Source organism: Polynucleobacter sp. 39-46-10, assembly GCF_002282275.1.
Window position 1 is genome coordinate 1 of the sequence record NZ_NCJB01000311.1, and the last position, 2,673, is coordinate 2,673.

Annotated in this window: 3 protein-coding genes; 2 read left to right on the forward strand and 1 reads right to left on the reverse strand. The window is 46.2% G+C overall.

What is annotated here, in order from left to right; all coding sequences use genetic code 11:
• Positions 1 to 23: 23 nt before the first annotated feature.
• Both argC and erpA read left to right on the forward strand, forming a co-directional pair.
• The gene (gene argC / locus B7X71_RS14925) at positions 24 to 1,082 is read left to right on the forward strand and encodes an N-acetyl-gamma-glutamyl-phosphate reductase (RefSeq protein ID WP_215302097.1); all 1,059 of its coding nucleotides are present in this window, start codon (positions 24 to 26) and stop codon (positions 1,080 to 1,082) included.
• A gap of 82 nt (positions 1,083 to 1,164) precedes the next feature.
• The gene (erpA, locus tag B7X71_RS14930) at positions 1,165 to 1,542 is read left to right on the forward strand and encodes an iron-sulfur cluster insertion protein ErpA (protein ID WP_215375908.1); all 378 of its coding nucleotides are present in this window, start codon (positions 1,165 to 1,167) and stop codon (positions 1,540 to 1,542) included.
• 18 nt (positions 1,543 to 1,560) lie between these two features.
• Here erpA and B7X71_RS14935 read toward each other — a convergent pair.
• Positions 1,561 to 2,673, reverse strand: a 1,113-nt coding sequence (locus tag B7X71_RS14935) for an anhydro-N-acetylmuramic acid kinase (protein WP_293601250.1), incomplete at its 5' end; no start/stop codon positions are given.

Sequence of the window (2,673 nt, forward strand, 5' to 3'; positions counted from 1 at the left end):
CAGTTGGCATTTTGGAGAATGACATGATTAAAGTTGGTATCGTAGGTGGCACTGGATATACCGGAGTGGAATTACTGCGTCTGCTAGCGCAACACCCCGAAGTCAAGATTCAGGCCATTACATCTCGCACAGAAGCTGGTATGCCAGTAGCTGAGATGTTTCCCTCTTTACGTGGCCGAATTGATCTCAAATTTACGACTCCTGATGAAGCTAAGTTGAATGAGTGCGACGTGGTGTTCTTTGCAACTCCTCATGGCGTGGCTATGGCACAAGCAAAAGAATTACTTGCTAACAATGTGAAGATTTTGGATCTTGCTGCTGACTTCCGTTTGAAGGACGTTAAAGAATTTGCTAAGTGGTACGGCATGGAACATGGTTGCCCAGAAATCTTGGCGGAGGCAGTGTATGGTTTGGCTGAAATCAATCGTGAAGAAATTAAAAAAGCTCGCGTAGTTGGTTTAGCGGGCTGCTATCCCACTTCTGTGCAGCTTGGGCTTGCTCCATTGCTTTCACCGAAGTCTACCGGTGGTAAACAGCTGATTGATGGCACGCATATTATTTCTGACTCTAAGTCAGGCACTTCTGGTGCTGGACGTAAAGCAGAGATCGGTACATTAATGTCAGAGGCTGGAGATAACTTCAAGGCATATGGAGTTAAAGGGCATCGCCATCTTCCAGAAATTGTCCAGGGCTTAAAAGCCATTGCTGGTCACGACCAGATTGGCCTAACATTTGTGCCGCATTTGACGCCGATGATTAGGGGTATTCATTCAACTCTGTATGTTCGCTTGACTGAAGCTGGAATGAAGGTGGATTTCCAGAAGCTATATGAGGATTTCTACAAAGGTGAGCCTTTTGTGGATGTGATGCCTGCCGGCAGTCATCCAGAAACACGGTCTGTGCGGGGTAGCAATGGCTTGCGGATTGCCATTCACCGTCCTGGCGATGGAGATACTTTGGTCATTTTGGTGGTGGAAGATAATTTGGTGAAGGGCGCCTCAGGTCAGGGTGTTCAGTGTATGAACCTGATGTTTGGCTTGCCTGAGACCACTGGATTGACCCAGATTGCCGTTTCACCTTAATGTGGCTAATGGAAAGACCCTTCAGCACGCTTGGAATTAAAAGCCTAAAATAGATCATTGCCTTTTGAATTAGGAGTAAATCATGACCCAATTAGCTACGCAAGATACTGTACAAGATTTAGCCGAGCCACCAGTTCCATTGGTGTTTACGGATAGTGCTGCTGCAAAAGTGGCTGACTTGATTGCTGAAGAAGGCAATCCTGAATTAAAACTGCGTGTGTTTGTTCAAGGTGGTGGTTGCTCAGGGTTTCAGTATGGCTTCACATTTGATGATGCTGTAAATGAAGATGACACACTCTTTGAAAAAAATGGCGTGACATTATTGGTAGATTCAATGAGCTTCCAATATTTAGTTGGTGCTGAGATTGATTACAAAGAAGATATCAATGGTTCGCAGTTCGTAATCAAAAATCCTAATGCCCAAACTACTTGTGGTTGCGGGTCTTCTTTCTCTGCTTAAAGAGAGAAAGTAATTTAATTACGCAGGATAGCAAGCGCCTAGAATTCTAGGTCCCTTCGCTCCCGTAACGGCTGGCAAATTTGCTGGCCGTTTTTCTTTGTGAGCCCACGCAAGCCAAGCAAAGGCAAGGCCCTCTACTAGCTGAGGGTCAATTCCAGCCGAATCGCTTGTGGTAATTTTTAAAGACTGCATAAAAAGTTCTTGTGCTTTGAATTTGAACAAGCTCATCAAGGCATTATTTTTAGCGCCACCACCGCAGACAATTAGTTTTTGGGTTTGTGGGGCGTATCGAGCCAAGGCATCGAGGGCTGAATGCACAGTTAGAAACAGTAAAGTTGCTTGGATATCCTCTGGATTGATATTGTCCAAACCAATATATTTTTTCAGCCAATCAAGATGAAACTCATCCCTGCCTGTACTCTTAGGAGGTGCTTTTGCAAAGAATGGGTCAGTCAACATTCTTTCGAGTAGACCTTGATTACAGGTTCCTTGCAGAGCCCAGCTACCATCTTTATCAAATTCGTGACCTTGCTGATCAGCAATCCACGCATCCATCAACATGTTTGCTGGACCGCAATCAAATCCAGTTACATTCCCATCTTTGGGAAGTAGTGTCAGATTAGCAATGCCACCAAGATTGAGAACGGCTACATTTTCATTAGAGGAAAATTGCTGTGCGTGAAAGGCTGGCACTAGAGGTGCACCATGACCGCCTGCCGCCAAATCACGACTTCTAAAGTCTGCGATGACATCAATTCCAGTTAACTCTGCAAGAAGTGCGGGATTGAGGGTCTGGTGCGTGTAAGCCAGGTGATGAGCAAGATCCGCTTGGTGACGAATGGTCTGACCATGTGCGCCAATGGCGATGATATCTGCAGGGGAAAGCTTGACTTGAGCAAGCAACTCTTTGACCGCATCCGCATAGGCTGCTGCCAGGGCATTTGCAGCCTGATTTTCCCGGTGGATTTCATTTGGGCCGGGACTTTGTAAATCAACAAGGGCTTTACGCAGTTCCGAGCTAAACGGGGTACTTACGGAGCCCAGGAGGCGAGCCTCCCCTGAGGCATCGATCTTCGCTAGAACAGCATCTATCCCATCTAGGCTAGTACCAGACATCAGGCCAATAAAGAG

What these genes read in the sequence shown, in the direction of transcription:
- argC (WP_215302097.1), top strand. Translation starts at nt 24, where the DNA reads ATGATTAAAGTTGGTATCGTAGGTGGCACTGGATATACCGGAGTGGAA.
- erpA (WP_215375908.1), top strand. Translation starts at nt 1,165, where the DNA reads ATGACCCAATTAGCTACGCAAGATACTGTACAAGATTTAGCCGAGCCA.